Source organism: Brevibacillus borstelensis (assembly GCF_037834415.1).
Classification (GTDB): Bacteria; Bacillota; Bacilli; order Brevibacillales; family Brevibacillaceae; genus Brevibacillus; species Brevibacillus borstelensis_A.
This window is the reverse complement of sequence record NZ_JAUMSJ010000001.1, coordinates 116,520-141,048: the sequence shown is the minus strand read 5'-3', so window position 1 is coordinate 141,048 and position 24,529 is coordinate 116,520. Positions and strand designations below refer to the sequence as shown.

Annotated in this window: 22 protein-coding genes; 7 read left to right on the top strand and 15 right to left on the bottom strand. The window is 54.5% G+C overall.

The window, feature by feature from the left end; translation table 11 throughout:
* Nucleotides 1-176: 176 nt before the first annotated feature.
* The 7 genes from Q3F21_RS00630 to Q3F21_RS00600 all read left to right on the top strand — a co-directional run bounded on the left by Q3F21_RS00630 (nt 177) and on the right by Q3F21_RS00600 (nt 7,804).
* A complete protein-coding gene (locus Q3F21_RS00630; RefSeq protein WP_340249077.1) occupies nt 177-1,184 on the top strand; it encodes a LacI family DNA-binding transcriptional regulator in 1,008 nt (335 codons plus the stop codon).
* Nucleotides 1,181-2,113: a ribokinase gene (gene rbsK, locus Q3F21_RS00625; RefSeq protein ID WP_340249074.1), complete on the top strand. Its 933-nt coding sequence runs from the start codon at nt 1,181-1,183 to the stop codon at nt 2,111-2,113. The genes Q3F21_RS00630 and rbsK overlap by 4 nt, the downstream gene beginning before the upstream one ends.
* 54 nt (nt 2,114-2,167) lie before the next feature.
* Entirely contained in the window at nt 2,168-3,253 is a 1,086-nt protein-coding gene (locus Q3F21_RS00620) for a BMP family lipoprotein (protein ID WP_340249071.1), read from the top strand.
* Nucleotides 3,254-3,267: 14 nt separating this feature from the next.
* Entirely contained in the window at nt 3,268-4,806 is a 1,539-nt protein-coding gene (locus tag Q3F21_RS00615; RefSeq protein WP_340249069.1) for an ABC transporter ATP-binding protein, read from the top strand.
* The gene (locus tag Q3F21_RS00610; protein ID WP_340249067.1) at nt 4,803-5,873 is read left to right on the top strand and encodes an ABC transporter permease; all 1,071 of its coding nucleotides are present in this window, start codon (nt 4,803-4,805) and stop codon (nt 5,871-5,873) included. Before Q3F21_RS00615 ends, Q3F21_RS00610 begins: the two co-directional genes overlap by 4 nt.
* Entirely contained in the window at nt 5,863-6,792 is a 930-nt protein-coding gene (locus Q3F21_RS00605; RefSeq protein ID WP_340249065.1) for an ABC transporter permease, read from the top strand. Before Q3F21_RS00610 ends, Q3F21_RS00605 begins: the two co-directional genes overlap by 11 nt.
* 61 nt (nt 6,793-6,853) lie before the next feature.
* Nucleotides 6,854-7,804 (top strand): nucleoside hydrolase, encoded by a 951-nt coding sequence (locus tag Q3F21_RS00600; protein WP_340249063.1) that lies wholly within the window; start codon nt 6,854-6,856, stop codon nt 7,802-7,804.
* A gap of 145 nt (nt 7,805-7,949) precedes the next feature.
* On the opposite strand, the gene Q3F21_RS00595 is transcribed toward Q3F21_RS00600, so the two are convergent.
* The 15 genes from Q3F21_RS00595 to Q3F21_RS00525 all read right to left on the bottom strand — a co-directional run bounded on the left by Q3F21_RS00595 (nt 7,950) and on the right by Q3F21_RS00525 (nt 24,262).
* Nucleotides 7,950-8,858: a hypothetical protein gene (locus tag Q3F21_RS00595; protein WP_340249060.1), complete on the bottom strand. Its 909-nt coding sequence runs from the start codon at nt 8,856-8,858 to the stop codon at nt 7,950-7,952.
* Nucleotides 8,859-8,891: 33 nt separating this feature from the next.
* Complete coding sequence (locus tag Q3F21_RS00590; RefSeq protein WP_340249058.1) at nt 8,892-9,389, bottom strand: hypothetical protein; 498 nt, start codon at nt 9,387-9,389, stop codon at nt 8,892-8,894.
* 497 nt (nt 9,390-9,886) lie between these two features.
* Complete coding sequence (nagA, locus tag Q3F21_RS00585) at nt 9,887-11,062, bottom strand: N-acetylglucosamine-6-phosphate deacetylase (protein ID WP_340249056.1); 1,176 nt, start codon at nt 11,060-11,062, stop codon at nt 9,887-9,889.
* 189 nt (nt 11,063-11,251) lie between these two features.
* Nucleotides 11,252-11,743, bottom strand: a complete 492-nt coding sequence (locus Q3F21_RS00580) for a GNAT family N-acetyltransferase (protein WP_340249054.1) — start codon at nt 11,741-11,743, stop codon at nt 11,252-11,254.
* A 30-nt stretch (nt 11,744-11,773) separates the two neighbouring features.
* Nucleotides 11,774-13,390 (bottom strand): glycoside hydrolase family 3 protein, encoded by a 1,617-nt coding sequence (locus Q3F21_RS00575; RefSeq protein WP_340249052.1) that lies wholly within the window; start codon nt 13,388-13,390, stop codon nt 11,774-11,776.
* Between the two features lie 14 nt (nt 13,391-13,404).
* Nucleotides 13,405-14,997, bottom strand: coding sequence for a response regulator (locus Q3F21_RS00570; protein WP_340249050.1), 1,593 nt, complete (start codon nt 14,995-14,997; stop codon nt 13,405-13,407).
* Nucleotides 14,969-16,831: a cache domain-containing sensor histidine kinase gene (locus Q3F21_RS00565; protein WP_340249047.1), complete on the bottom strand. Its 1,863-nt coding sequence runs from the start codon at nt 16,829-16,831 to the stop codon at nt 14,969-14,971. The genes Q3F21_RS00570 and Q3F21_RS00565 overlap by 29 nt, the downstream gene beginning before the upstream one ends.
* Nucleotides 16,832-16,836: 5 nt before the next feature.
* Nucleotides 16,837-17,670, bottom strand: a complete 834-nt coding sequence (locus Q3F21_RS00560) for a carbohydrate ABC transporter permease (protein WP_340249045.1) — start codon at nt 17,668-17,670, stop codon at nt 16,837-16,839.
* Nucleotides 17,670-18,554 (bottom strand): carbohydrate ABC transporter permease, encoded by an 885-nt coding sequence (locus tag Q3F21_RS00555; RefSeq protein WP_340249043.1) that lies wholly within the window; start codon nt 18,552-18,554, stop codon nt 17,670-17,672. The genes Q3F21_RS00560 and Q3F21_RS00555 overlap by 1 nt, the downstream gene beginning before the upstream one ends.
* A 115-nt stretch (nt 18,555-18,669) precedes the next feature.
* Nucleotides 18,670-20,046, bottom strand: a complete 1,377-nt coding sequence (locus tag Q3F21_RS00550; protein WP_340249040.1) for an extracellular solute-binding protein — start codon at nt 20,044-20,046, stop codon at nt 18,670-18,672.
* 104 nt (nt 20,047-20,150) lie between these two features.
* A complete protein-coding gene (locus tag Q3F21_RS00545) occupies nt 20,151-20,795 on the bottom strand; it encodes a hypothetical protein (RefSeq protein ID WP_340249038.1) in 645 nt (214 codons plus the stop codon).
* Between the two features lie 317 nt (nt 20,796-21,112).
* Complete coding sequence (locus Q3F21_RS00540; RefSeq protein WP_340249035.1) at nt 21,113-22,180, bottom strand: NAD(P)H-dependent flavin oxidoreductase; 1,068 nt, start codon at nt 22,178-22,180, stop codon at nt 21,113-21,115.
* Nucleotides 22,181-22,200: 20 nt separating this feature from the next.
* The gene (locus Q3F21_RS00535) at nt 22,201-22,863 is read right to left on the bottom strand and encodes an NUDIX hydrolase (protein WP_340249034.1); all 663 of its coding nucleotides are present in this window, start codon (nt 22,861-22,863) and stop codon (nt 22,201-22,203) included.
* Between the two features lie 139 nt (nt 22,864-23,002).
* Nucleotides 23,003-23,386, bottom strand: coding sequence for a VOC family protein (locus Q3F21_RS00530; RefSeq protein ID WP_340249031.1), 384 nt, complete (start codon nt 23,384-23,386; stop codon nt 23,003-23,005).
* Nucleotides 23,387-23,476: 90 nt separating this feature from the next.
* Complete coding sequence (locus tag Q3F21_RS00525) at nt 23,477-24,262, bottom strand: DeoR/GlpR family DNA-binding transcription regulator (RefSeq protein ID WP_340249029.1); 786 nt, start codon at nt 24,260-24,262, stop codon at nt 23,477-23,479.
* Nucleotides 24,263-24,529: the final 267 nt, after the last annotated feature.

The window sequence follows — 24,529 nt, the reverse complement described above, 5'->3', positions numbered from 1 at the left end:
ATCTTAGGTTTGACAAGATTATCCTTCATCGCTTACTATTAGACCTATCCGATGTGTAACCGGTTACACACAATGATCAGAATCACGCATGAATGCCTGAAAAATCTAGGTTTTCACCCTATTCATCAACATGTAATCGGTTTTCTTCTCACCGATTGCAAAAAGGATGGTGCTGATTGGCAACGATTAGAGATGTGGCTAAGCTCGCCGGTGTCTCGGTAGCAACTGTCTCCCGTGTCATCAACAAGAACGGTTACGTCAACAAGGAAACGGAACAGGCCGTGCAGCAGGCCATCAAAATGTTGAACTACGAACCGAACAAAGTGGCGAGAGGCTTGGCCAGCAAAAAAACGGAAACGATCGCACTCATCATGCCCGATATTTCCAACCCGTTTTTTTCCGAGCTGGCCCGCGCAGTGGAAGACGCCGCGCGCTTGTACGGGTATACCGTACTCATCTGCAACTCCGACAACGATTCCGGCAAAGAGCAAACGTACATCAACGTGCTGAAAAAACGGTATGTTGACGGAATACTGTTTGCCACGCATTCATTGAAGGCGGCCGATATCAGCGCCATGAACGAAGCCGGCATTCCACTGGTTATTCTCGATCGTGCTCCTTCCAAAGCCTCCTGTTATGTCGTCCGCTCCAAGAATTACGAGGGAGCGACCATGGCTGTCCGCCATCTGCTTCAGATCGGGTGCAAAAAAATCGCCCATATCTACGGACCGCAGGAAACGGCGACAGGAAAAGAGAGATTGCTGGGCTACGAGGACTCCGTCCGTCATTTTGAGTGGTTTACCCCTAGCCTGATGGTCCCCGGCCACTTCCGGATCAACGGAGGAATGGAGGCTGTCGAGCAGCTGCTGGCCCGTCATCCCGACGTAGACGGCATCTTTGCCGGCAACGACCTGATGGCGCTTGGAGCCTTGAAAAAATTGCAGCAAATGGGCCTGTCCGTTCCCGATCAAGTCGCCCTGTGCGGCTTTGACGGCATCGAGCTGACAGTGATTACCGAGCCGGAACTGACGACGATCTCTCAGCCGATTTACGACATGGGAGCGCTGTCAACCCGCTTATTGATTCAAAAAATCGAGGGAGTGGCTGTTGACAATCAAATCTATGAATTCGATGTGGAATTGATCGCAAGAGGCTCTACGAGAAAGGACATGAAAACACCATGAGACAACCAAACATTGTGGTCATCGGGAGCCTGAATATGGATATCGTCGTCGAAGCTCCCCGTTTTCCACAAGTGGGAGAGACTATTTCAGGCACCAGGGCTCACTTCATTCCCGGCGGCAAAGGCGGGAATCAGGCCGTAGCCGCTTCCAGGCTCGGAGCCCACACGGTCATGGTCGGCATGGTTGGCGATGACGCATTCGGAGGGGCGCTGACGCACTCGCTTTCAGCCAACCAGGTCGTCACCAAGAGGGTCACCAAGACCAACGATGCTCCTACTGGTCTTGCTTCTATTATGATTGCTCACGATGACAATCACATCGTCGTCGTTCCAGGAGCAAACGCACACTGTCTGCCCGAGAATATCGAAGGGCTTGAGGAGACGATCGCAGCTGCCGATCTCGTCCTCCTTCAGCTGGAGATACCGCTGGAGACGGTGGTCGCTTCGGCGGAGCTGGCCAAGCGTCACGGAAAAACCGTCATTTTGAATCCCGCTCCCGCCCAAAAGCTTCCTGAAGCCCTGTTGAAGTCTGTCGACTACATGACGCCAAACCGCTCCGAGCTTTACCTGCTCACCGGTATCGACCCCTATGGAGACGGGCTCGAAAAAGCAATCGATGCCCTCCTTGAAATGGGGCCCCGCTGCGTGGTCACCACGCTTGGCTCCGCAGGGTCTGTGTACAAGGAGGCGGGAAAACATCTGGTATCCGTCCCGGCCCATCATGTGCAGGTCATGGACACGACCGGCGCCGGCGACGCTTTCAACGCCGGCCTTGGCTACGGGCTGTCGATTGGCTATGAACTGGACAAGGCCGTCCGCTTTGCCGGAAAAGTATCGGCTCTCGCCGTTACCCGTTTTGGCGCGCAGGCCGGGATGCCGACGCTGGACGAAGTGAAAGCGTTTGCGCTGCAGCTCATGCAGCCGGAATGATTCTTATCGGTTTCGGTTTCACTACTTTTCATATAAAAAATGGGGGAAACAACAATGAAGAAAAGTCTGTTAGGAAAAATTGGAGCAAGTCTTTTGGTTCTGTCCATGGCCTTGACTGGCTGCGGCGGAGGTTCCGGCGCTGACAACGCTGCGAAGCCTAGTGAAGCAAGCAAAGGCGATGCCAAAAAGGACGCATCGGCAGAAAAGAAACTGTCTGTCGGCTACTACGTAAGCGGAAACCTCGGAGACAGCGGTTTCTTCGACTCCGCCAAGGAAGGGCTCGACAAGGCTGAAAAAGAGCTGGACATCGAAGTAAAAACCGTTCAGGGCGGTGCGAACCAATCCGACTGGCCAACCGGTCTGGAATCCATGGTCGCAAGCAAAAAATACGAGGTTATCGTCGTTGGGACAAGCCAGATGAAAGAGACAACGATCGAACTGGCCAAGCGTTATCCCGAGCAAAAGTTCATCTACTTTGACGAAACCATTTCAGACGTGCCAAACATCTACTCTGTGAAGTACAACCAACGCGAGGGCTCCTTCCTTGCTGGCGCCTTTGCCGCAATGGTGACGACCAGCAAAGATTTGAAATCGGCGAACCCGGATAAAACCATCGGCTTCCTCGGCGGTATGGACATTCCGATCATCAACGACTTCAAAGCCGGTTACGAGCAAGGCGCGAAGTTCATCGATCCTGAAGTGAAAGTCATCTCTTCCTTTGTCGGCGACTTCAACAACGCACCAAAAGGCAAAGAGCTGTCCTTGGCCCAATACAACTCCCAGAACGTCGACATCATCTTCACCGTAGCTGGACCTGCAGGTATCGGCGGTCTGGAAGCGGCTAAAGAATCCGGCAAGTATGCAATCGGCGTCAACAGCAACCAAAACATGGTGCAACCGGGTCACGTACTTACCTCGATGCTGAAAAACGTAGGAAACTCGATCTACCGCGCTATTGACCTGTACAAAAAAGGCGACCTGCCGTTCGGTCAAAACGAGTCTCTCGGCATCTACGAAGACGGTGTAGGCCTGGCGAAAGACGATCTGTACAACGAGCATGTGCCGCAAGCAATCCGCGATAAGATGGAAGAGCTTCAAGTAAAAGTCGTGAGCGGAGAAATCAAGATTAACCAAGATTAATGAGGAGGTACGCCATGGCTGACCTGCTGGAAATGCGCAATATACACAAGGTGTATCCGAATGGCACAAGAGCCAATCAAGGCGTTTCATTCTCCGTCCGACAAGGCGAAATCCATGCACTTGTAGGCGAAAACGGTGCAGGAAAATCGACGTTGATGAAGATTTTGTTCGGTCTTGAGAGCCCGACCGAAGGAGATATTTTTTACCGGGGCGAGAAAGTCGTTCTGATGAGTCCCAAAGATGCGATCAAATACGAAATCGGGATGGTGCACCAGCATTTCATGCTGGTCCCCTCCTTTACTGTCGCGCAAAATATCGTGCTCGGCTCCGAGCCGACGAAGGGCGTCCTGTCTGACCATCAGAGGGCCATCGCGGAAACGGAACGTCTGATTCAGGAGTTCGGCCTCAAGGTCGATCCGCATGCCAAAGTAGAGAACATTTCCGTAGGCCTGAAGCAGCGCGTAGAAATCTTGAAGGTTCTGTACCGTGGAGCGCGGCTCATCATCCTCGATGAGCCGACCGCGGTCCTCACCCCTCAGGAAACGGATGAACTGTTCCAATCTTTGAAAAAGCTGGTGTCGCAAGGCTATACGATCATCTTTATCACGCACAAGCTGAATGAAGTCATGGAAATTTCCGACCGAATCACGGTTTTGCGTGCAGGAAAAACCATCTCTACTCTGAATACCTCCGAAACCTCAAAAGAAGAGATTTCTCGCTTGATGGTAGGACGAGATGTTCTATTGCGGGTCGAAAAGCAGCCCGCCAAGCCCAAAGAGACCGTTCTCTCACTGGAACAGGTCATTTATGTATCCGAAACGGGCAAGCAAGTGCTGAACGATATTTCCTTCCAGGTGCGAGCTGGTGAAATCTTCGGTATCGCCGGTGTGGAAGGAAACGGCCAGACCGAGTTGATCGAAGTCATAACAGGCTTCCGTAAAAACTTCAAGGGCCGCATTACTTTTATCAACGAAGAATTGGCAGGAAAGAGCATCGAAGAAATTCGCAACATCGGGATTGGTCACATTCCTGAAGATCGACAGACCAGAGGTGCCTGCCTGACTTCCTCTATCAAGGAAAATTTGATCCTGGATTTGTATCGTGACAAATCGTTTCGACGCGGTCTCTTTCTCAATCAAAAGAAAATCAATGAGCATGCAGACAAGCTGATCCAGGAATTTGATATTCGTACCCAGAGCCGCGATACGCTGGCGGGGGCACTGTCAGGCGGAAACATCCAAAAAATTGTCGTCGCTCGCGAGATTTCCAAAAATCCCAAGCTGCTGATCGCCGCCCAACCGACGCGCGGTGTCGACATCGGCTCCATCGAGTTCATTCACAAGGAGATCGTCAAAAAGCGCGATGAAGGCGCGGCGGTTCTGCTCGTATCTGCCGAGCTGTCGGAAGTGATGAGCTTAAGCGACCGGATCGGGGTTCTCTACAACGGAGAGCTGGCTGTTATTTTGGAAAATTCAGAGAGCCTGACAGAAGAAGAAATCGGCTTTTACATGTTGGGTGTCAAAAAGCAAGAAAAGAGGGCGAGCGCCACATGAATCAGCGAAGTGCAGTATACCTCGATCTCCTCGGTATTTTATTGGCTATTGTCGCGGCGCTGGTTATCGGTATCCTCGTTATTTTTCTCGTGAGCGATGAGCCTGTCGCCGCGCTGCAAGCACTGTTGATCGAACCGTTCACGACCCTGTTCAGCTTCGGTTCGATTCTCAACCGGATGATTCCTCTCGTGTTCACCGGCCTTGCGATCGTCGTCGTCTTTCAAAGCGGCGTGTTCAGCATGGGGGCGGAAGGTCAGCTGTACATCGGCGCGTTGACCGGAGCTTTGGCGGCCGTCTATTTGCCGGAAATGTCTCCTTGGGTTCACATCCCGCTCGTCATTTTGGCGGCGCTCATCGGCGGAGCCCTGTACGGCTTTTTGCCCGGCTTGTTAAAGGCCTATTTTAAAGCGGACGAGATCGTTTCCACATTGATGTTCAACTTTATCGCCACGCTGTTTGTTTCCTATTTGCTGAACTACGTGTTCAAGGCGCCTGACAGCGGCGGCTTTGCCCGGCTCCCCTTTATCCAGGAGAGCGCTCGTTTGGGTCCCATTTTTGACGGATTCCCCACACACGCGGGCTTCCTGCTTGCCTTGCTGGCAGCTCTGGCGGTTTACCTGCTGCTGTACAAGACAAAAACAGGCTATGAGCTTCGCACAGTAGGGAAAAACCCGCTGTTTGCGGAGTACGGCGGCATCAAACCGAAAAAAGTGCTGATCCTCAGCATCGTCATCAGCGGCGCTCTGGCCGGTCTGGGTGGCACCGTCGAAGTCATTGGCCTTCACGGTACACTGAAAGACAACTTTTCTGCCGGTCTCGGATTTGACGGAATCATCGTCTCGCTTTTGGCTCGCAACCACCCTATCGCAGTATTGCTGTCGGCCTTCTTCTATGCGTATTTGCAGGTGGGCGGCCAGATCATGCAGGCGAACAGCGACGTGCCGCGAGACTTGGCGATCATTATTCAAGCCTTGCTGGTGATTTTTGTCTCTTCCCAAGCGATCTTCGCTTACCTGAAACAGCGCAAACTGATGTCGTCCCGTGGAGGTGAGCGCGTTGCTAAGTAGTCTGTGGGAACAAACCATTAACCTGACGCTGTTTGTCATCCTTCTGCGGATGATGCCCCCTATTCTGCTCGGGGCTCTGGGCGGTCTGATGACTGACCGCGCCGGTGTAATCAACATCGGCATCGAGGGACTTATGCTGGTATCCGCCTTTACGTCGATCGCGGCAGGCTCTGCCACAGGCAGCTGGATCATCGGGATTGCCGCCGGCGTGCTTGCTGCGATGGTGGTCAGCTACGCGATGGCCTTCTTTTCGCTGAAAATGAACGTGGACATCATCGTCACCGGATTTGCCGTCAACATTTTCGGTGCCGGCATCACGGTATTGATGATGAGCATTTTGTACGATTCCCACGGAAACTATGTACCGGAACATCCTGTCTCGATTCCGAATATCGTTATTCCCTTCCTCGATCAAATCCCCTTCATCGGGAAATTGTTGAGCGGGCATAACTTGATGGTCTGGATTTCCATCCTCGCCGTTGTTTTTTGCTACTTCCTTTTGTATCACACGCCTTACGGAACCCATTTGCGGGCGACCGGGGAAGAACCGAGCGCGGCTCGCTCTCTCGGGATTTCGGTCGTGCGGATCCAGTACTCGGCTCTCGTGTGGAGCGGCTTTTTCGCCGGCTTGGCAGGGTCTTATCTCTCGATGGGGATGACCAGCATGTTCGTTCGTGACATGACCGCCGGTACCGGATTTTTGGCGCTTGCCGTCGTGATCTTCGGCAATCGCAACCCGTTCGGAATTTTAGCCGGCTCCGCCGTGTTTGCGCTGGCGACGGCGATGACCATGATTATCGAAACGACACCGGGCAACGTAATCCCGAGCCAGTTCATCAAAATGGTGCCGTATATCGTCACGATTGTCGCGCTCGTTGTTTACGCCATCCGCAAGCATCGCAAAACCTTATTTACGTAAATTCATTCCATTCCCCATCGCCTTCTGATCGGGGAATGGACACTTTTTGGAGGTAATTGCCATGACAGACGTAATCAGAATGCTCATCGACGCAGACACCGGGATTGACGATTCGCTCGCCATCCTTCACGCATTGAAAGCCCCAGACGTCAAAGTAGAAGGCATCACTACGGTATTCGGCAACGCCAGTGTAGCCCAGGCAACCGACAACACCCTGCGCTTGATCAAGCTGGCCAATCCCGGCTACGAGGTGCCGGTAGCCATGGGAGCCGCCAAGCCGCTCACCCGCGAATGGGCCGGCCCGGTCTCCCACGTCCACGGCAACAACGGGATCGGTGACGTCGACCTGCCTGCTTCCGAGCAAAAGGCGCTCTCCGAGACGGCAGCCCAGTTTATCGTCCGCAAGGCAAATGAATTGGGCGGGGAATTGACTTTGGTCACACTCGGCCGATTGACCAACCTGGCGGAAGCGCTCGAGATCGATCCCGAGCTCCCGAAAAAAGTGAAGCGCGTCTTTATCATGGGCGGAACTGTCTTTGCTCCCGGCAATGTGACGCCGAGAGCGGAAGCCAACTTCCGCGGGGACCCCGAGGCAGTCGCCGCTGTCATGAAATCTGGCCTCAAAATCACCATGGTCGGATTGGACGTTACCATGAAGGTCAGACTGACGCAGCAGCACCTCGATGCAGCCGCAGGCTGCTGCCGTCCGGAAAACAAGCCGATCGTACAGTACATGAACGACGCCCTGCAGCATTATTTCCGCTTCTACTGGCAGGTGGACAACCTGATGGGCGCTTGCCCGACGCACGATCCGCTCACCGTTCTGGTCGCTCGGATGCCATGGGTGGTTCGGACGCAAACGATGAAAGTGAGCATCGAGACTGAGGGCGTGTACTGTGCCGGTTCGGTTGTCGCCGATCTGCGGACCAAGCCGAGCGAAGGCCATGAAATCGAAGTGTGCGTAGACGTGGATGCCGAGAAGATTCCTCATCATCTGCTGTCCGTGTTTTAGCAAAAGACGGCTTCTCTTGTAAGCGATTGTATACTTAGCAAGCCGTTCACAGATCGCAAACTTTCGCCAACCATGCACCGAAAAGGGGCAGTCCCTTCGTCTGAACCAGACTTTTGGGACTGCCCTTCCTCAAGGATCGCAGCAATCATTTCCCGCTTTCTTTTGCAGATTTTTTGGGTTCTCTCGCTTGAGGATCTCTCTGCTTTTTCGAGACATCCTTATACCCCGTCGGAATCGCTTGCTTTTTGGACAAGGATGAAAGATCCGGCTGTTTGTCAAACTCGATAGACAGAACCTCAATCGAGTTCGTCACTTCATTCTTGCTGTTTGTCTCCACCAGCTTCAGCAATACGCCCGTTTCCTTGTCTACCCACATTTTAAAATGGGTAGATTGATGTTTCTCAGCCAAAATTGGATCGTCATGCTCCCCTTCAATGACGATTGTAGCGCGATTTAACAGTTTTTCTTCTCCGACTACTTTATGATTGTTAGGTGTTAACCAAAACGCATAGTCTTGAGGGAATAATACATCATTTGCCACTCCTGAGAAAGCGGGGTCCTGCCTTTTTACAAATGCCAATTCTCCTTGATCATTTTTATATGAGCGAGGAGTATTCTGGTCGAGTGCCACAGTTTGCTGTTGAGTTGCTGTTTTATTTTGTAAATATGTTTTATTGGTATGATTAATTGACATAAACATTTTTCCGTCAAATGCTGTTTCCTTAAGTACTTTGCTCTTGTTGTCCATTACTTTGACATGGCTTCGAGGATTTTCTCCCCGATAAACCTCAAAATCTACTATCTCATCTACGCCAATTGGTGTAAGTATAGCCCGGTAAGAGCCTGTAGCACTTTGATAATAATCGATAGCATTCAGCATTTTACTTTGAACTGAAACCGAGGAATTAATAGTGGAGTTCGCCTCAAGTGAAGAGTATTGCTGACTACTATCGTTTGACGGAGATTCCGCTGCAGTTCCTTTAAGTGTATAAAATCCAGTCAATCCAAGGCCTACTAAGGAAGTTGCAAGAATTGCTACAAATTTCTTTTTCATCTGTTAAAACCTCCCTTTCATTATAATCATTTATCACAGAGAAACAGCGTCAGCACCTGTCTGGGTGTTTGATCTTCCACTCTCATCCTCGCCATATAAAATAACCCATGTCTTACCCGAATCTAGCCTTATGGTCCCTACTTCATTCCAACCCGATCTAGCTGAATATTGATTGATAGAACCAACATGCTCTTCATATGTCCAACCCTGGTGCGATACATAATACATAGCTTCTCTATTTGTAAAATCCACATTTGCTAAGTATGCTTCTAATGTTGCACGCCCTGCTGGTAGACTTCCCATACCCCATTCGTACCAAGTACCTGCTCGTTCTGAAATGATGCGATGATCCTTGTTATAACTACCTGACTGCCCACTTTTATAGGTCCACGAACCGTCGTAATCATGGGTGCAACCTGAACTTGACGTAGGGTCGTTGTCACATATTTTAGCTGATGCACCATCAATTAAAGTAAAATTACCTACAACCACAAGCGAGAGAGCTAAACCTAGCGATAAAAATTTTTTCATTAATCTTGCTATCACCTTTCGTAATTAATATTTTTAAATTCCCTAACATCTTTTTATTACATAGTAGATACCACCTCCTATTTACATTGACGTTGCATAAGAGAAAAAGTTACATAATCCTCCATATTTAACTATATTTTTACTAATCTAGTCGTTTCGTGCATCCCTCTGAATATCAAGTAACCTTTATAAGATTTTTGAAACCTTTGCCCAGACACTACTGCAATTTACGACTGAAAACGAAATGGAACCTTAAGAAAATTTGCTTAATCAAACTCTTTGGTTGCTGAGTCTTAGAATCAAGAATGCACTAGTCTTGTTTTTTCACTCATTCGAAGTTACGCTATGTTGGACTAATGTGTATATATAATCTATAAGTTTCTATTTACCAAAAAACAGACCGCCTTTAGCTTAATAAGTCAGGCGGTCTTTCACTGTTATCTATTAAGCTTATCACTGCAATCTCTTACCAAGCAGAAAGGGAAACTGCGCCCCCTTCACTCTACTCTTCCACTCCGATATACAAGCCCTCCCCCGACATACGTGAACTGCACTTCAAAATCGTCGCCAAGCACGACCAGATCGGCGTCAAACCCGGCTTGCAGCCGTCCTTTTTGCGTACCGAGCCCGAGGATTGTCGCCGGCGTTTCCGATGCCATTGCCACAGCTTCCGCGAGCGGTACTCCCGACAGCTCGACCATGTTTCGCACGGCGCGGTTCAGCGTCAGGATGCTCCCGGCCAGAGTACCGTCTGCCAGCTGGGCTTCCGAACCGCGGACATTCACTTCCTGTCCGCCCAGATCGTACGTGCCTTCGCCCAATGCCGCCGCGCGCATGGAGTCGCTGACCAGCGCGAGCCGAGCCGCCGATTTGACGCGGTACAAAATCCGCATGACGGCCGGATGTACGTGCACGCCGTCGGCGATCAGCTCGGTGCTCAGCTGCTCGTGGTACATGGCGGCGCCGACCACTCCCGGCTCGCGGTGATGCAGCCCCGTCATCGCGTTGAAGCAGTGGGTGAAGTGGCAGACGCCGTTATCCACGGCTTTCCCGGCTTGGGCAAAGCTGGCGCCCGTATGCCCGGCGGAAACGACGACACCCTGCTCCTTCAGCCACTGGATCGCTTCGATCGCCTCGGGCTGTTCCGGTGCGATCGTTACTACTTTCATTAAACCATCGGCCAGATCGTACAAGCGGCGAACATCTTCCAGCTTGGGGACTGCGATGTTTTCCTCTTTTTGCGCCCCTTTATACCTCGGGTTGATCCACGGCCCCTCCAGATGGATTCCGACGATGGAGGCGCCGACAGTACCCTGCCGGGATACTTCCGCCACATTGCGGATCGCCTTTTCCAGATCGGGATAAGGCGCGGTCATCGTGGTCGCCAAAAACGAAGTGACGCCATAGCCCGCCAACGCCCGGGAAATCGTCTGCAGGGCCTCAGGGGTCCCGTCCATCGTGTCGCTCCCGGCGATCCCGTGCATGTGCATATCCACGAAGCCCGGACAAAGAAAGCCGTTTTCCACCCGCTCCACGCGATCGGGCAAAGCGTTGCCGTACCCGTCTGCCGCCCCTGCGTACTCGATGGCTGCTCCATTTATCACGACCAGTCCGTCCAGGATGTCCTGTCCGTTCGCTACTACCCTTCCCCGCAGGGCAAATCTATTTGTCATTGTATATCCCTCCATCTATTGCTGCTGCTTGTTACGAGACTCTTTTTCGCCAGGAGAGCTGCGAGTGAACGGGGGAGGCAAACGGGTTTGCCTTGGTCTTAACGGAACGGCTAATTGTAACGGGTATTTCGGCATTACGTTACTCCGGCTTGCGCGTTACTACGGCTTGAACGCTATTCCGCTTAAAATCTATTCCCGCTTGAACGGCTTTTCCAGCTCGATCTCGTCGCGCAAAGGGATGCCGTCCGTGCCAATCACGGGGATAGAGGGCTTCTGCCTTCTCGCCTGCTCCACAGCGTTTCGCCGTACCGCTACCAATTCGTAGCCGCGCTTTTGATAGAATCGCAGCGCGTTCAGGTTGTCATTGGTCGTCAGCAGCCATATCCGCTTTATTCCGTTTTGCGCAGCCGCCCGCTCTACCGCGAGCATGAGGGCGCTGCCAATCCCCATCCCCTCGCGCAGGCTGTCCAGAGAGACGATCTGCCAACCATCCTCAGTCTCTTTATACGTAACCAAGCCCGCTGTCTTTTCCCCGTACAGGGCGACAAAACCAGGAAGCTGGTCGCAATGGTACACTTGATCCCCGTAGACCATCTGCCGACTGCCCCACTGCTGTTCCAAAAAGCCTGCCAGCCATCCCCTGTCTTCCGGTGTAATCGCTCTGACTTGAAATTCGTTCATCGATTTTTGTCCTCCTCTATTGTAACGCAACTACCCTCTCCAGCCGAAGGCAAAGTTTGTCGACAGGGTGACCGGCAGCTTTCCCGCAGGCGAAACGCGGCCCGTGAGCACCCGTGCCAGCGATTGCATGGCGAGCGGTCTGCTTTCATAACTGCATACATAAGTCCCCGCCCCAGGAAAAAGGGAATAATCAAACGGATTGCGAATGGCGGCTACGATCAGCCGGTTCCCGTGGACGGCGAGCAGTTCGTCGACAAGCCGGGACTGGCCGGGGAAAAAGGCCGCATTGTAAGTGGCGACGATGACCTGCCCGAAGCCTTTGCTGGCTGCCACTGCCTGGGCAATCTCATTCGGCGCCGGGTCCGTTCCCACTACTTTCTCGGAAATCCGCATCCCCATGCCGCTTAAATAATAGGCGAGCGTCTCCTTGTCCGCATACCGTTCGTCCGCGTCGTTGGCCGCCCTAACCACCGGCCAGATGACGCACGTGTCCGCCCCTCTTCGCAGCGGCAGGTTCTTCCCTTCATCCTTGACGACCGTGATGCTTTGCTCGCTGATACGCTCGGCGGTCCGCCGCTCCTCCGCTGCTTCCAGCCGTGCTTCGACGGCTTCCCAGGGAAGCATGGCCTCCTCCATCCTGCGCTGCTGCTTCAGCCGCAAGATTCTGACGACGGATCGGTCGATGCGCTGCTCGGATATTTTGCCGCTTTGGACTGCTTGCAAGAGCGCTTCAAACGCCTCCCGCTGACGTTCGTACCGGTGGCTGACCATGACCAGATCGACTCCCGCTTCCACCGCCATAACGGCAGCCGGCCCCACGCCGTAGTTAGCGGCGATCGCGTCCATCTCCAGGCAATCGCTAACCACGACACCGTCATAGCCCCATTCTTCTCTCAAGATACCCGTGATCACGGCGGGAGACAACGTGCTCGGCAGCTTCCTCGGCTCGACCTCGTGCAGCACGATATGGGCTGTCATCACCATGTCTACGCCAGCTTCGACCGCTTTTTTGAACGGCACCAGCTCCAGCTGCTCCAAACGCTTACGGTCGAGCGGGAGAACAGGCACGTCAAAATGCGAGTCAACGCTCGTATCCCCATGTCCGGGGAAGTGCTTCACGGTCGCGGCGATCCCTGCCGACTGAAAGCCGCGAACCGCCGCAACTCCCATCCTGCTCACCAGCTCCGCCGTTTCCCCGTAGGAGCGGACGCCAATCACCGGATTGAGCGGATTGTTGTTGATATCGACACTAGGGGCAAAATTTATATTTATTCCAAGTAAACGAAGTTCACTTCCACTGATCCTAGCCAACTCAAAAGCAGCCGACTCATCCCGGGTAGCTCCGACTGCCATGTTTCCAGGCAAGGGAGTCACCCCGCTCGTCACGCGCGTCACCATGCCGCCCTCCTGATCGATCGCGATGCCCAGCGGAATGTCGCTGTGCTCGGCAGCCCACTGCTTTAGTTCGCTGGAAAGCTTGTGCACTTGTTCCACAGAACCTGCATTGCGGCTAAAGTAGATGATATGGCCCAGCCCGCAGTGCCGGATCAGGTTGCGTATCCCTTCCGTCGGCTGATGCCCGTCAAAGCCGCACACCAGCATTTGACCGATTTTTTCGCGCAAGCTCAAATTTCCGACCGTCCTCATTTCGCTCCACTCCCTCATTCTTTTTGCATGGCCTGCTCGCGGTATTCCGACGGTGTAAGTCCGGTGTTTTTTTGAAACACCTTGGAAAAATACCGCCGATCCGGATAGCCTACCTCCCGGCTGATCTCATGAATCGTTTTTCCGCTCACGGACAGGAGAAAACGGGCACGCTCCATTCGCTGCTGCGTCAAATACTCCACAAAAGTGAGGCGCGTATGCTGCTTGAACAAGAGGCTGAAGTAGCTGGAGCTGATGCCGAGATGCCCCGCTACCTCTTCTACGCCCAAATCCCGGGTGAGGTGCTTGTGGATGTATTCCCTGGCTCCGATCATCAACACGTCGCCGGTTTTCTTTTTGACGCTGTCCCGGATGCTGTCCTCCAGCACCCGGTTGATCACCTGTAAAAGCTCCCTGATCCCGTGCGCCCGCTCCAGCTTCATCCAGACCAGCTCCTCCAGCTGCCCGGTGATGATCTGCATGTCCTTCATTTCCCGGACCAGATGGAGCAGGAAATAGCGCAAGATTTGTTCCGTCCGCATCAACGAATACCTGGACGCAGACTGCAGGTCATCGCGCATGCGGGCAAGCGTCCGTTTGATCGAAGCCAGTTCGTGCCGTTTCAAACCGGACAACAGCTCTTCGAGAAGACTCCACCAGGCGCACTCAGCCGTACCCGACCTCTGCGTGTCCGGCTCAACCGCAAAAATCGCCTTCTCGTGGTGCGCAAGATCGAAGTGAATCGCCTTTTTCACCTGTTGATACACTTCGGAGAGCTTTTGGACGGTGACGATTTCCGTAAAATAGCCGACACTGAGCGAAAAGGAGAGATGCCGGGAGACGGCCTTTTGCAAGCGGCCTGCCCAGGAGCGGATTTCCGCTTCCTCCACGGGACGATCCCGCAACGCCAGCAGACACCACTCTCCCTCGCGCAACGTCAGGACCGAGGCATTTCCCGCAGCCTGTGCAAAGCAGTCGCGCAGCACGTTTTGCACGGAAAAATTCCACAGGTTGCGCTCCTCATGGCTCCAGTGACGAGCGAGCTGCGGGTAATCGTCCAGATCGGCAACAAGCACCGCATATTTCTCCCTCGCCCCCTCCGTTTTCCCTGCGATCGTGTAATGGCAATGTCCGGCTGCTTGCCCCATCAGCGCGTCGAACAGGTACTTTTGCCTGGCCAGCTCGGCAAACTCCCGCCACACTTTTTCCTCCATCGAACGAGCCTGCTTGCGCTGCCGAATTTCTCCGCCCACCCTCGCGATTACCTCGTGCAGCTCCTGGTAGTTGATCGGCTTGACGATGTAGTCCTTGACACCGTAGCGGATCGCCGAGCGCGTGTACTCAAAATCGGTGAAGCCCGTCAGCATGATCACCTCGCACGGCTCGCCCGCATCGCGAATTTCCTTGACCAGCGAGACTCCGTCCATGATCGGCATGCGAATATCGGACAAAATCAGATCGGGCCGATGCTCCTGAAAGGCCGACCATGCTTCCGCCCCGTTTTGCGCCAGAGAGACGACCTGCATGTCGAGCAGCTCCCACGGGATGACCATGTTCAAATTTTTCAGAATATGAACCTCGTCATCCACCAGCATGACGCTCAGCTTCATACAACTCCTCCTGACTGTACTTCGGAATCACGCACCGCACCGTCGTTCCTTCGCCCGGCATGCTGCACAGAAAGAGGCCGTACGCTTTTCCGTACGAGATTCGTATCCGGTCGGCCACGTTGGCCACACCCAGGCCACGGCGGTCTGCAAGTTCCGGCAAAGAGCTGTTCGTTGCGCTTCGGGCCGACACCAAACTGCGGCCTGCCGACGCCTTTTCCTGCCCTCCCGTCAGATTCCCCGACTCAGCCAGCTGGGCCAGCTGATCCGCCGTCATGCCTTTGCCGTTGTCGCGGACAGTCAGAACGATCGAGCCTTGCCGCTCTTCGGCGGTGATCGAGATGAATCCTCTGTGACGGATCCCTTCAAAGCCGTGCTGGATGCTGTTCTCCACGAGCGGCTGCAAGGTCAGCTTGAGGATGGAATACTGGTGCAGATGGGCAGGGATTTGAATCTCGTAGGAAAACAGATTTTCAAACCGGAATGACTGGATTTCCAGATAGCTTCGCAAATGCTCCAGCTCGCGCTTGATCGGGATGTGCTCGCGGTCGCTGATGCTGATGCGGAGAATATTGCCGAGCCGGTAAATCATCTGGCTTACCTTTTGCCCTTCGTTCTGGATCGCCAGCGCATTGATCGACTCCAGGGTGTTGAACAGGAAGTGCGGGTGAATCTGCGCCTGGAGCAGCGCCAGCTCTGCCCGTTTTTTGCGCTCCTGCTCCCGCTTCACCTCCTCCAATAAATGCTGGATCGTCCCGACCATGCTGTTGAACCCTCCGGCCAGCCGCGTCAGCTCGTCATCCCCGGACGGCTTCGCCCGAACCGCGAGATCCCCCCGCTCGGCCCGTTTCATCAAACGGACGATCTGTATGATCGTCTGGGTAATCCTGTTGACAAACAGCATGTTGAACAGGAGTGCAGCGATCAGGGAAAGCAGCAGGACCCCTCCGACCCAGCGGGTAATCGTCGTGCTGTCCCGGGAGACAGTGGCCCAGGACGCGACTGAAACGAGATACCAGTCACTTGCTGGCAGCTTGTAGACGGAAAAGAGGCTGTCCTCCTCCTGCAGCATCCCCCGGTAGCTTTGGTACTCCGCATCAGGTTGAAACGGAGCCGTCTTTAGCAGGCCGGTGCCGCCCAGCTCCGTTCGTGAATCGTACAGGACCGTCCCCTGTTTGTTTGCGATCAGGTAGCGGCCGTTTTGCCGATAGGACAAAGGCGTCTGGGAAAACATCCGGTGCAGCTCGCTTAGTTTCACTTCCATCAGCAAAATGGCTCTGTTCTCAAAGGTGTTCATGTCCTTGACGAGGCGCACCTGCGTAAACATCCCGGGATTCGCGCTCAGATCCGGCTGCTCGTAGGGGCCGATCCACGCCGGAAGGCCGTTTTTCCGGGCAGCGCGTTCGATCACCGGATGCCGGATAAACGTCTCATACGGAATCGTCTGCCCCTGTGGGCGGAACGTTTTGAACATGCGCCCATCGAGCCGGTACAAGGCCACGTACTGGACGGCCGGATGGGTGAAAAAAACGCGCCGCAGCGCCATCTCCGCCTCGTTTGTCTCCAGAAGCTCATTGGCGGACGAGTCCGCGCTGGCGGTGAGAAACGGCTGAAGGGCGGGACTGGTGATCCCGGCGTCGGAGACATTGCCGATTTCCGACAGAACGTACTGGAGATTTCTGCCCAAAGCCTTCAGCGTTTCTTCCGTATGTTCTCCGTAGCGCTTTTGAATGGCGTTTTGCGAAAGAACATACGTAACGGTCCCCAGCAGGCAGAGCGGTATGATGATAAATCCGATAAACGCGACAATCAATTTATGGCGCAGGTTGCGGAGCATACGGATTATCCTTTCACGCTGCCCGCCGTTACCCCCTCAATGATTTTCCGCTGCAAAAAGAGGTAGACGATCACGACGGGCACGACGCTGTACATGACCGCCGCGGACAGCAGCGCATAGTTTGTCTGAAACGCATCCTTGAACACGGACATGCCCACTGGCAGGGTACGCAGCGTTTCCTTGGAGAGAAACAGCAGCGCCATGATAAATTCGTTCCACACATTGATAAAGTTGAGAATAAATACGGTCACGATCGCCGGCATCGTCACCGGAAGAATGATCCGCACAAACAAGCCGAAAGCGCCCAAGCCGTCCACGACCGCCGCTTCCTCCAGCTCGCGCGGGATCGCCTTCATAAAAGCCGACAGAATAAAAATCGTGACGGGGAGAGCAAAGGTGGCGTTGATCAAAATCAGGGACAAGTGCGTGTCGATCAGCTTCAGCTCTTGCAGCAGACGGTAGAGAGGAATGAGCAGCGCTCCGCCCGGCACGACCAATCCCAGCAGGAAAAGCTGGTAGACCCAGCTGCTCATCCGGGGAAAATTCATCCGGGTGATCGCAAAGGCGGCAGCCGAGCCGATGATGACGATCAAGATACAGGTAATCGTGCTGATGTACAGGCTGTTAAAGAAATAGGTGCTGACTTTCGCCGTTTTCCACGCCTCCACGTAGTTTTGCCACTGAAGGCTCGAAGGCAGCCCCCAGGGGCTCTCGGTGATTTCCCGCGGCGTCTTCAGGGACGAAATCGCCAGCCAGACCAGCGGATACAAGGTGACGAGGACGTATACAGTCAAAAGCGTGTGGGGAATGACATTCCGGCGGTACAGCCAGGCGCGCATCAGTGCAGCACCTCCTGCCCGTTTTTGTTGGCCCGCTGGATGATCCAGGCAAACAGCAGCGTGAGCAGAAAGATAACGACGGCGATCGCGCTTCCGTAGCCGTACTCGTATTCACGGAATGCCTTGGTGACCATGTAGGTGGCCATCACATCTGTCGTCTGGAACGGCCCGCCTTCCGTCATCACCATGATGATGTCGAGCGCCTTCATCGAGCCGGACACGTTTAGCAAAAAGATGACCACCAGGACAGGGCGGATCAGCGGCAGCGTGATGTACCACGTCTTTTGCCAGACATTGGCCCCGTCGATCTCCGCCGCTTCCCCAAGTTCGCGCGGCACCCCGAGTATGGCCGCCAGCACCAGCACGACGTAAAAGCCGGTCCATTGCCAGGCGTTGGCGACAAGGACGCTGATCATCGCCCACTTGGGATCGGATAGCCAATACTGGGTGAGGCTGTCGAGATGAAGCAGGCGAAGCAGATTGTTGAGCAGCCCTGCGTCCGGATGGTAAATGTAGAGCCACAGGACCCCCACTACCGCCGTGGAAAGAATGGTCGGGAGAAAGACGCCTGTTCGGTAAAAGGTATGAAACCTTCTCACCTGGCTCAGAAGCAGAGCGACAGCCACGATGATCGGCATGGAGATGAAGGTGCTGAACAGGATGAAGGAGACGTTGTTGAAAAAGGAGCGCCGAAACACCTCATCCTCCAGCAGCTCGGCGAAGTTGTCCACGCCGACAAAGGTCATCTCTGTCACGCCGTCCCATTGGAAGAAAGCATAGTAAAGAGACTGGACCAGCGGAATTCCCATAAATACGACGTACAATCCAATTGCTGGTAGCAAAAACATAAAAAAAAGCCACGGTCTTGTCAACACGTTGTTCATTGCATGCCTCCACTTTCGCCACTTAGCGTAAACGGTAAGAGAGGGAGCCACTTGACTTGGCGAAGTGGCTCCTCTTTCATCCTGCTATTTGGCCCTTTGGAATCTTTTGGAATGACTATTTGCTCTGATTCGCCTTGTCCTGTTCTTTTTGCAGACGCTCCGCCACCTGCTCCGGCGTTTTTACCTTCCCGATCAGCTCCTGCAGCGAATTTTCCACAGCCAGCTTGATCGGAGGCTGCACGACGGCATCATACGCTCGCCAGGTGCTGCTGGCGCTGTTGATCGCCTGGATGACCTCGGTAATCAGCAGATCGGCGCCGGACAGATCGCTCAGCTTCATCGACGGGAGCACGCGGTCCTCCACCAGCATCCGCTTTTGCACCTCTTCGTTGAAATGCTCCTTGATAAAGGCGTAGACCATCTGCTTTTGGTCCTCGGTCAGGTCTTTGGAGAAGCCGAAGCCGTTGGAGTAGCCGGCGTTGATCGAAGTCTGGTCGCCCTTTCCTCCGCTGATCGCCGGGAAGGGGAAGAAACCGATCTGCCCTTTCAAATCCCCGGCCTCGTCGCCGCTGTAGCGGGTGGCATCCCAGCTCCCGGTAAAGACCATGCCGGCCTCTCCGCGCAGGAACTGGGCTCCCTGATCCGAGTAAGGCAGGCCCAGCGCCCCTTTGGTAAAGTAGTCGGCATTTACGAGAGAAGCGTAGTCGGCGAGCGCTTTGACGATTTCCGGATCGGTCCACTTGTGCGTGCCGCTGACCAGTCCTTCGATCGCCGGCATCCCGGCATTCCGCTCCAGAATCGTGTTGAACAGCATCGCGTTGACCCAACCGTCCTTGGCCGCGAGCGCAATCGGCACTTTGCCCGCCGCCTTCAGCTTTTCGCTTGCGGCGCTGAATTCCTCCCATGTCTTCGGAACGCTGAGACCCAGTTCGGCAAAAAGCTTTTTATTGTAGAAAAATCCTTCGGCATACCCGCCTATCGGCAGACCGTAGACGCGGCCGTCGACCGTGAACTCCTCCAGGTTGACGAACTTGTCTTTGAGGCCCGACTCGGCCAGAAAGTCGGTCAAGTCAAGCAGCCGCCCGGCCTTGACGTACAGCTTCGTATCGGCGCCGCCAAACATTTCGAAGATTTTCGGAGGATTCCCCGCCGCCATCTCCGCTTTCAGCTTTTGGTCGCGGTTGACGTTTTCATCCATGCCTTCCAGTTCGATTTTCAGACCCGGATTTTTTTCTTCTGTCTTTTTGACGACATCTTCCAAAATTTTCAGTCTTGTTTTGCTGGTCTCCTTGATTTGCGTATGTCTGAGCGACAAGGTTACTTCCTTTTTGGCAGCGCTTCCAGAATTGTCCGCAGGCGCTGTCGAACCGGCCTGCGGCTGTGTGCCCGTGCTGGCGCCGCCGCCGCTGCTACAGGCGGCGACGAATAGCAGCGAGGACAAAAGCACCAGGGCTCCCCCCTGTTTCCATGCTTGTTTCATTGCCCGTTTCATTTCAGACCCCCCGTTTTTCCCTAATTTTGTATGTACGCTCATTATAGGTTTGAAAGTTATTGGCAGGTAGGTCGAAATTTCTTTACAAACAGGGGGAAAAAACTCTACGGGGCTGGTGTTTCCCCTGACCCGGCCGACATGAAAACGAGCAATGCCCATTTCGCGTTTTTTAATGATTCCGGTGTAAAGTCAACGGTCCTGATTGTGCCTTCATCCGTCGCCTGCATGCCCCATACCGCGGCACGTTCTCCATCCTGCAAATTCAGCTCCTCCGAAAGCTCGATCGGACTGCTGGCGACCTGCTTCGCATCGACAACCCAATCAAGCTGACTGCTGCTGGACGAGCCATTTTTATTGGTGAGGGCAATCGTGATTTCGTAATGCGTCTTGTTCGGGTCCTCTCCCTGGCTGCCCTTCACGGAGAAGATCGCTTCCCCGTCAAAGCTGTATAGCCCCTCTTTGTCGTCTTTATCCCTGATGCTTTCCCCAAACTCCCCGAGAGTCTCTGTCTTTTTGCCGTATTCCCACACTTCCAGCGTCGTTTTGATCTCGTTACTGTGACCGCCGTATTTTACTTGTACCGCGCCGGACATCAATCCTAAAAACGGTTTGAACTTTTGCGCCTCTCCCGCAAAAAGGTCGACCGGCTTTACTTGCATGGCCGCCTCCGGTGCCTTCTCCACTTGCGTACACGCCGCTGTCGATACCGCAAATCCTGCGACAAGAACGAGCCCTAGCCACTTTTTCATCGTTTCTGTCCCCTTTATCTGAAAGTACATCGAATATTCGTAAGAACGAATCCATTGTAACCAATAACCTTTCGCGAAACAATTGACCAATGGCTCAGACTCCTGCAGGGGACGGAAAAAGAAAAAGGCTCCGCCGGATTGTTCTGCGAAGCCATTCTTTATCCTTGCGAAAGAGAGTACGAAAGCGAAAGAGGAGCTGTCGGTGAACCGCTCCTAGTTTTCGCTGTCAGAATACTGCCCCTTGCTTTGTCCACCGGATTGATGTTGGGAGAAGTTCCGGAGTTACCTCTTCCGGGTCGCGAATCAAATCGCCGCGCTCACCGCTTCCCCAGCAAGCTCTCCGTCTCTTCCACCAGTTTGCTCACCAACTGTCCGGCGCTCAGCGTTCTCCCCAGCGCCCCTGCCTGCCCGGCCCACATGGAGAGAAATTCGCTTCTCTCCTGCCTGGACGCAGCCTGGCGAATATCGCGGGTCATGGCGTTTTGCGCCGGATACGACGGGATGTCTTCGGCGTAAGGGGCGAGCAGCCGCATGAATTCATTATTCACACCGCGAGCCGCTTTTCCGGAAAAGGCCGTGGTCAGAACCGTCTCCTCATCGCTTGCCGACAGTACAGCCTGCTTGTGCAAACGATGAGCGCCGCTCTCTTCCGTCAGGAGAAACGCAGTGCCCAGCTGAGCTGCCTGCGCTCCGAGCATGAAAGCGGCGGCGATTCCTCTGCCGTCCATAATCCCCCCTGCGGCAATTACCGGAACGGACAGCCGGTCTGCCATTTGCGGAATCAATGCCATCAGTCCGACCAGGTTGTTCGGCGAATCCGGCAAAAACGAACCGCGGTGCCCGCCCGCCTCGCTTCCCTGGGCCACCACCATGTCCACGCCGCTTGCTTCCAGGGCCACGCCTTCCCGTACCGTCGTAGCCGTCCCCATGACGACGATGCCGCGCTTTTTGCACTCCGCCATCGATCTTTTGTCCAAGAGGCCAAATGTAAAGCTGAACACAGGCACCCGCTCTTCCAGCACAGCGGCCATCTGCTCTTCGAACGGCTCCGCGACCTTCCCGAGCTCGGGATCCTCCGGGATGCCGAGACGCCGCCTCGTCTCATTCATAATCTGCCGGACTGCTTCGCCCGGGGCCGTTCTTCCGCTCTCTTCTTCCGGGATGAACAGGTTGACGCCAAACGGCTTGTCGGTCAGCTCGCGGATGGCCCGGATCGCCGCTCGAATCTGTTCGCCGCTCATATAGCCCGCTCCCAGCGTACCGAGTCCACCTGCCTGCGAGACGGCGGCAACCAGCTCCGGAGTCGTCGTACCCCCGGCCATTCCCGCCTGGATGATCGGCAGGTCTATTCCCAGTCTCCTCGTCACTTCACTCGCGATCCACATGAAAGCTCGCTCCTCTCTGGTCATTTCCACTCTTTTTCCCGTTGCACCAAGTCGATAAAATGAGCCAGAATCCGTGCTGTCAGCCCCCACACAACCCGTCCCTCCAGCTGGTAGAAGTAGTGGGAGACAGCGCCATACCGCCACGGGTACTCTTCTCCGCCCGGTATGAGGTGGTATGGGTAATCCGGCCCCGGCTCTACCCGCATTTTCGCCTGATACATGTCAGGGCTTGCCGCAAGCAGCGTGGCTAACGGCACTAAAAACACTTCGCCTACCTCTGCAGGATTTGGACCCAGCTCCTCCAAGGAATCGAGGAAGCCGACGAAGGGGTAAATACAGGAGGCAGGGGTAACCAACGTATCCAGTCTTCCGACGAAGCGAATGCATGCGAGCGGCAATCCCAGCTCCTCGCTCGTCTCCCGGCGCCCGGCGTCCCATTCGGACGCATCCTCCGGGTCGATCCGGCCGCCGGGAAAGCAGATTTCCCCCGCTTGTCTCCGCATCGAAGCGGCCCGTTTTTCAAACAGCACAGATAATTGTCCATCTTCCCCCTTTACCAGGGGGATCAGTACGCTGTAGCGGGAGAAATCTTGTTCTCCCATAATCCCCGGCCTGTACGCTCCCAGTACCGCTTCCACTTCGGCGAGCGTTTTGTCCCTATTCCTGTTTCTTCCATCTGCCATTTGATTTACGCCCCCATTTCATGCAGCCTGAAAAACGCGGGCAATGGAGTTGGCACCATCATACTCCACCCCGGTTACAAGCCGTTCCATCCCGCAGTCGCACTGGAAACCACGCTTCGTCCGCAGCTGTCGGGCACAGCTAATCCTCTATGTAAACGGATATTTCGATCAGGTTCTGATCGGGATCCCGCAAATAGACCGAGCGGATTTTTCCGACTGCCCCCGTTCTGTCCACCGGTCCTTCCAAAATCGGGACCCCGCACGCCTCCAAATGGGCTATAACCTGCTCCAGCTGGACGGAAGCGATCAAACAAAGGTCGGCAGAGCCCGGCACTGGATGGTCGGCCTTGGGCTCAAACTCATGCCCGGCCTGATGCAGATTTATTTTTTGCCGCCCAAACTGCAGCGCAAATCTCCCGCCGCCAAACGTCACAACCGTCATGCCCAGCACCCGCTCGTAAAACGCGCAGGTGGCCTCCACATCCTTTACGGTAAGCACAAGATGATCCAATCTGTCGATCATTTCCTTCTTCCTCCCATCGCAGGTCCTGGCAACAAAAAGACGCAGTCTCCTGTTTTCAGGATACCACGTCTCTTTGTTTTCGTTTATCTGTTATTCCGCTTTTACCCACGTCACCTGGTTCATTTCGAGATCGGACAGCCAATCCTCCGGTGCCGCTTCATCACAGATCACCATGTCGATCGCCGCAAGATCGGCCACCTGACACAAGGTGCTCGTGCCGATTTTGGAATGGTCGGCCATGACGATCACTTCACTGGCATGCTCGATATACCGTTTGGCCAACAAAGCTCTCTCCAGCTCGTAACAGGTGATCCCCCTGTCCGTCATGATGCCGTCAACGGATAAAAACGCTTTGTCTACATAGAAACTGCTCATCATCTTCTCGGCGAAGGCGCCGGCTACGCGGTGATGCTTGGCATTCACCTTGCCGCCGAGAAAAAACAGCTCGGCGGACAGAAGTCCCTGATTTTGATAGCTTACGAGCATGGCCAGAGCAGTGACCGAGCTGGTGATGATGACAAGCTCCTTTCTGTCTGCAAGGAATTCGATCATCTGCAAGGTTGTCGTTCCTTCGTCGATAATGATCGTGTCCTGGTCCTGCACCAGAGCTGCCGCCGCTCGTCCGATCCGCTTCTTTTCCTCGGCTCTGAGTACCTCCCGCGACAGATGAGAAGGCTCGGCCCGCTCCTGCCGCGGCTTCACTGCTCCTCCGTACACGCGCTTCAGCTTCTTTTCCGCCTCCAGCTCCTCCAAGTAGCGACGGATGGACTCCGAAGAAACCTGCAGCGCCTCTACCAGATCGTTGGTGCGCACCTTGCCCTGGGCATCCAGCAGCTGAAGTATGGTTTTTTTCCGTTCCTCCCCGTTCAACGACACACCGTTACGCCCCCTGCCCGCTCTTCCTTCATTCAATTGAGCGATCCTGTCTATCTCGATAAGGCCGTTTTTTCACTTACGCAGCGGTCACGACCAAAGCAAACGCTTCTCCCGGCTTACCCACTGTGGTCTCATTCCCCAGCCCGTACGTTTTCCTCTTCCTTCCTCTTGAGAATTGTAGAGGAATTGGGCGGTACAATCAAGAATCCGGTGCCCGCTCCCGCCAGCCGCCGCGTCCGGGCCCTCCCGGCGGTCAAGGTCGGACCT